Genomic DNA, 5,498 nt, shown 5'->3' with positions numbered 1-5,498 from the left:
CGCGCCGGTGGGGTCACCGGCGCGTTTCGTTTGCTGCTTCGATTTACTTGACGCTGACCAGCTTGATCTCGAACTGCACAGCCACGTTCGGCGGGAACGGGGTGCGCGGATCGGCACCGTAGGCCTGGTCCGGCGGCAGGGTGACTTCCCACTTCGAGCCTGCCGGCATCTGCAGCAGGGTCTCGCGCATGGCCTTCATTTCGACTTCGCTGACCTTGATCGACGGGATCTGCTGGGCCGGGCGGGCTTCGGTCGGGCGCTGACCGTACGGGAACGGACCGGCCACTTCCAGCTGCACAGTGCTGGCCTGGGTCGGCTTGGCACCCTTGCCGGCCTCGATCACGCGGTACTGGACGCCGCTCGGCAGGGACTGCACACCGGCCTTGGCCTTGTTCGCCGCGATGAACTGGTCGCTCTTGGTCTTGTTTTCGGCAGCCGCCTTTTCGTACTCGGCCTTGGCGGCCTGGGCACGGCCCTGCTCGCGCTTCTGGAACGCTTCAACGGCCGGCTTCAGCTGCTCGGCGGTGATCGCCGGCTGCTTCTTGGCGTAGGCATCCTGCAGGCCCTTCACCACCGAGTTGATGTCCAGCTGCTCACCACGACCGGTCAGCTCCGCCAGGTTGTTGCCGTAGTCGTAACCGAAGTAGTAGCTCAGCTTGCCCTTTTCGGACGAGACGTCCTGGGCGAAGGCATTGCCCGTCAGGGCCAGGGCCGCGACGGCGACCGCGATAGAACGCAACTTCATCAAACAGTTCTCCAGGGGTGGTAACTCAGGGACGTTCTGCGCCGCCCTGAGGCGACGGGTTAGGATAACGGGCGCAACGTGTAACCGCTACTCACGATGCAGGCTATGACCCGTCTGCGTTTCCAGAGTTCAATATCACTTTTTTTTAACGTTCCAGGAGTTTCCCCGTGGCCGATGCCCTGATCGCTGTCGCTGACGACGGCGCCATCCGCACCGTGACCGTCCAGCGCCCGGACAAGCTCAATGCCCTCAACGCCGCGACCCTGCAAGCCCTGGCCGATGCCTTCAGCGACGCCGCCGCCGATCCGGAGGTGCGCGTCGTGATATTGACCGGGGCGGGCCCCAAGGCGTTCGTGGCCGGTGCCGACATCGCGGAAATGAACACGCTCAGCGCCGTTCAGGGACGTGATTTCTCGCTGCTGGGCCAGGCCCTGATGCGCCAGATCGAACGCATGCCCAAACCGGTCATCGCACGCGTGAATGGTTTCGCACTGGGCGGTGGCCTGGAACTGGCGATGGCCTGCCACCTGCGCATCGCCGCAGATACCGCCAAGCTCGGCCAACCGGAAATCAACCTCGGCCTGATCCCCGGCTTCGGCGGCAGCCAGCGCCTGCTGCGCCTGTGCGGCCGCGCCGCCACCCTGGAGCTGTGCCTGCTGGGGGCGCCGATCAACGCCGCGCGTGCGCTGGAACTGGGCATCGTCAACGAAGTCGTGCCGGCCGACGCGCTGGACAACCGGGTGCAGGACGTCGCCCGCCAGCTGGCACGCTCGGCCCCGCTGGCCCTGCGTGGCCTGCTCGACGCGGTGCACGTGGGCGGCGAATGCAGCCTGGAGGCCGGGCTGGAATACGAAAGTGCGCAGTTCGGCCTGCTGTTCGCCACCGAGGACATGCGCGAAGGCACCAGCGCCTTCCTGCAACGCCGCGCGCCGGCCTTCCAGAACCGCTGACGCCATGGCATCCCGACCCAACCCCGCGCAGTTGTTCGCCCGGGTCCAGGCAGACGATCTCGATGGTGCCCTGCAGGCCGGGCTGATGGACTACATCGTCCGTGCCGGCGACGACCGGTTGCTGCCTGACCACCCCGACCTTCCGCAACGCCTGTGCCAGGCCCAGCAGCAACTGCGCGCGGCCTGGGCTGCACGCGAACGCTACCGTGCCCGTGCGGTGCGCCTGGCCCGCCGCGAGGCCGAGCGCGATGCACGTCGCACTCCGGCACCAGCCCCGGACGTGAAGCCCGCCCTGCCCGCTGCGGCAGCCGCGATTCTGGCCCGGGCCAAGGCCCGCGCCAGTGGCAAGGAACAGTAATGGCCACCACGAAAAAGACCGCACGCGCCCCGGCGCGGCGTGGCGGCACGATGCCACGCGCCGACGTGGTGGAGATGTTCACCCGCCTGCGCGAACTCAACCCGCACCCGAAGACCGAACTGGAGTACAGCTCGCCGTTCGAGCTGCTGGTGGCGGTGGCGTTGTCGGCGCAGGCCACCGACGTCGGCGTCAACAAGGCCACGCGCCGCCTGTTCCCGGTCGCCAACACGCCGGCGAAGATCCTTGCGCTCGGCGAGGATGGCTTGAAGCAGTACATCGCCACCATCGGGCTGTTCAACGCCAAGGCAAAGAACGTGATCGCCACCTGCGCGATCCTGCTGGAGAAGCATGGCGGTGAAGTGCCGCGTGATCGCGAAGCGCTGGAAGCGCTGCCGGGCGTCGGGCGCAAGACCGCCAACGTGGTGCTCAACACCGCGTTCGGCGAGCCGGTGATGGCGGTGGACACGCATATCTTCCGCGTCGCCAACCGCACAGGACTGGCGCCGGGCAGGAACGTGCGCGAAGTGGAAGACAAGCTGGTGAAGGTGATCCCGGCCGAGTTCCTGCTCAACGCGCATCACTGGCTGATCCTGCACGGACGTTATGTGTGCAAGGCGCGCAAGCCGGATTGCCCGGGCTGCGTGATCGCCGACCTGTGCCGGTTCAAGGAAAAGACCACGGCCGAGTGACGGCAGCATCCACGCAGGGCGTGGCTCTACTGCAACCGGGTCGCAATCCGGGCGTCATACGCAAGCGGTTTCAATGGCAGGCCCTGCCGTGACGGGGCCTGCGGCGGATGTCTGCCGCGCGTGAACTGTCACATTTACGCAATCTTTACCTTCTAGCCTGCGCGCATCTTCCCACCTGCCTGCAAGGCTCCTCTCCATGAAACTGCATCACCAACTCCTGACGGTGGCCGTGGCTGCTGCGCTGTATGTGCCGGCTGCACACGCCGAAGTCGCCATCGACGTGATCGGCGGTTCGGAAATCACCTTCGAAGGCCTGGTCCAGGCCGACGGCAACTGGTTCCACAACGATGTGGTCGACCTCAACGGTGGCGACGCCGGCAACGGCAAGAACAGCGAATTCGAACTGCGTCGCGCCGAGCTGGTGCTGAAGGGCAAGGGCCCGGGCAACGTGGAGTGGGTGGTCGGCTATGACGCCAAGGCCGACAAGTTCCTCGACACCAACGTGAAGTACAAGCTGCTGGGTAACGCCAACCACTTCCTGCAGCTGGGCCAGTTCAAGCAGCCCAACAGCCTGGAAGAACTGTCCAGCACCAAGAACAACGATTTCATTTCCAAGGCAGCGGTCACCAATACCTATGCCATCGCCCGCCGCCTGGGCGGCGCGTACAGCTACGGCCAGGACAACTGGTCGGTGACCGCCAGCGCCTTCGGCCGCGAGCTGACCCGCAACCTGGCCCACGGCAGCGGCTACGGCGCGCGTGGCACCTGGGCCCCGATCAATGAAAAGGGCCAGGTCCTGCACTTCGGTCTGAGCTACGTCAACTACGACGCCGACGCCGACACCCTGCGCGTGCGTGCGCGTCCGAATGCCGACCTCGCCACTGCCCGCCTGGTTGACAGCGGCAACCTGACCGACACCGACCGCGTCAGCACCATCGGTGCCGAAGCGATGTACTTCCAGGGTCCCTTCAAGGCCCAGGCCGAGTACTACACCAGCAAGGCCAAGCGCTACGACCACGACAACTACACCAGCGACGGCTACTACATCAGCGGCGTGTGGAACGTCACCGGCGAGACCTGGAGCTACAAGGGCGGCACTCCGGGCACCGGCCTGCCGAACAACCCGGCCGGCGGCCAGTGGCAGCTGGGCGTGCGCTACGACCACATGGACCTCAATGACGGCAACCTCGCCGCCAATCCGGTCGCCGGTCGCCCGCCGATCGTCGATGGCGTGCTGGGCGGCAAGATGGACATCTGGACCGTGGGCGCCAACTGGTACCTGCGTTCCAACTTCAAGCTGATGCTCAACTACGTGATGGTCGACAGCAAGAAGTACAGCTCCACGGCGCGCGGTTTCGTCAACGACGATCCCAACATCCTGGAAGCCCGCGCGCAGTTCTTCTGGTAAGCCCAGCCACCTGCGTTGAACCGCGAAGGCACGGCCCCGGCCGTGCCTTCGTCGTTGCAGCGGTACCCGTGCCGTGCTGCCGGCACAGCGGACGCGACATCCCTCATGACGCGTGTCACGCCCGCGTCATATGACAGACGCGGACGTGTCACGCAACCGTTATGGAATGTGCACCGAAACGTCGGGCAACCGCCCTTCGACCACCACCCCAGGAGTCTCCCCGTGATCCACGCCTTCAAATCGCGCGCCGCTGTCGCCATCCTGGCTGCATCGTCCGTGTTCGCCGCCAACGCCGCCGACATCACCGGCGCGGGCGCATCGTTCATCTACCCGGTCATGTCCAAGTGGTCGGCCGACTACAGCGCCGCAACCGGCAACAAGGTCAACTACCAGTCCATCGGTTCCGGCGGCGGCATTGCCCAGATCAAGGCCAAGACCGTTGATTTCGGCTCTTCCGATGCGCCGCTGAAGCCGGAAGACCTGGCTGCTGCAGGCCTGGCGCAGTTCCCGTCGGTGATCGGTGGCGTGGTGCCGGTGGTCAACGTGGCCGGCATCGCCCCGGGCGCCCTGAAGCTGGACGGCGCCGTGCTGGCCAACATCTTCCTGGGCAGGATCAAGACCTGGAACGACCCGGCCATCGCCGCACTGAACCCGGGCGTGACCCTGCCGAACGCCAAGGTCACCGTCGTGCATCGTTCGGACGGCTCGGGTACCACCTTCAACTTCGTCAACTACCTGTCCAAGGTCAGCCCGGAGTGGAAGAGCTCGGTCGGTGAAGGCACCTCGGTGCAGTGGCCGGCCGGCATCGGCGGCAAGGGCAACGAAGGTGTTGCCGCCTACGTGAAGCAGATCAAGGGCGGCATCGGCTATGTCGAACTGTCCTACGCGCTGCAGAACAAGCTCTCCTACACCGCGATGAAGAATGCCGCCGGCAAGTTCGTGCAGCCGAGCGACACCTCGTTCGCTGCCGCCGCTGCCAGCGCCGACTGGGCCAACGCCCGCGACTTCTACCTGGTGATGACCAATGCGCCGGGCGCCGAGTCCTGGCCGATCACCGCAACCAACTTCATCCTGGTGCAGAAGACGCCGAAGAATGCTGCCAATGGCAAGGCGACCCAGGAGTTCTTCCGCTGGGTCTACAAGAACGGCGACGCCCAGGCCCGCCAGCTGGACTACGTGCCGCTGCCGGACAGCCTGGTGCGCCAGATCGAGACCTACTGGTCGCAGAACCTGAAGTAAGCGCGTTCCCCCGCAGGAACGGGGGCGGCGGGTCCTCTCTCCCCCGCCGCTCCCACCCGGGCGCGAGATCCTCGAGATCTCGCGCTCTTCTTGTTTTCGGGGATGCACC

At 65.9% G+C, this 5,498-nt stretch carries 6 protein-coding genes; 5 read left to right on the top strand and 1 reads right to left on the bottom strand.

Annotation, left to right across the window (positions count from 1 at the left end):
• Positions 1-43: 43 nt before the first annotated feature.
• Positions 44-745, bottom strand: a complete 702-nt coding sequence (locus tag ABGA94_RS10900) for an FKBP-type peptidyl-prolyl cis-trans isomerase N-terminal domain-containing protein (RefSeq protein ID WP_005408797.1) — start codon at positions 743-745, stop codon at positions 44-46.
• A 167-nt stretch (positions 746-912) separates the two neighbouring features.
• Here ABGA94_RS10900 and ABGA94_RS10895 point away from each other — a divergent pair, with 167 nt between their 5' ends.
• The 5 genes from ABGA94_RS10895 (at position 913) to pstS (ending at position 5,389) form a co-directional block, all read left to right on the top strand.
• Positions 913-1,695: an enoyl-CoA hydratase-related protein gene (locus ABGA94_RS10895; protein WP_005415901.1), complete on the top strand. Its 783-nt coding sequence runs from the start codon at positions 913-915 to the stop codon at positions 1,693-1,695.
• Positions 1,696-1,699: 4 nt separating this feature from the next.
• Positions 1,700-2,053, top strand: a complete 354-nt coding sequence (locus tag ABGA94_RS10890) for a hypothetical protein (RefSeq protein ID WP_005415900.1) — start codon at positions 1,700-1,702, stop codon at positions 2,051-2,053.
• Positions 2,053-2,742, top strand: coding sequence for an endonuclease III (nth, locus tag ABGA94_RS10885; protein WP_032954057.1), 690 nt, complete (start codon positions 2,053-2,055; stop codon positions 2,740-2,742). The genes ABGA94_RS10890 and nth overlap by 1 nt, the downstream gene beginning before the upstream one ends.
• A 196-nt stretch (positions 2,743-2,938) precedes the next feature.
• A complete protein-coding gene (locus tag ABGA94_RS10880; RefSeq protein WP_049411264.1) occupies positions 2,939-4,150 on the top strand; it encodes an OprO/OprP family phosphate-selective porin in 1,212 nt (403 codons plus the stop codon).
• Positions 4,151-4,372: 222 nt separating this feature from the next.
• Complete coding sequence (pstS, locus tag ABGA94_RS10875; protein ID WP_375367264.1) at positions 4,373-5,389, top strand: phosphate ABC transporter substrate-binding protein PstS; 1,017 nt, start codon at positions 4,373-4,375, stop codon at positions 5,387-5,389.
• The last annotated feature ends 109 nt before the right edge of the window (positions 5,390-5,498 follow it).

The organism is Stenotrophomonas sp. 3diitr2024, from assembly GCF_042136455.1.
In the GTDB taxonomy this organism is placed as follows: domain Bacteria; phylum Pseudomonadota; class Gammaproteobacteria; order Xanthomonadales; family Xanthomonadaceae; genus Stenotrophomonas; species Stenotrophomonas sepilia.
The sequence above is the reverse complement of the archived record's forward strand: the minus strand, read 5'-3'. Positions and strand labels throughout refer to the sequence as shown.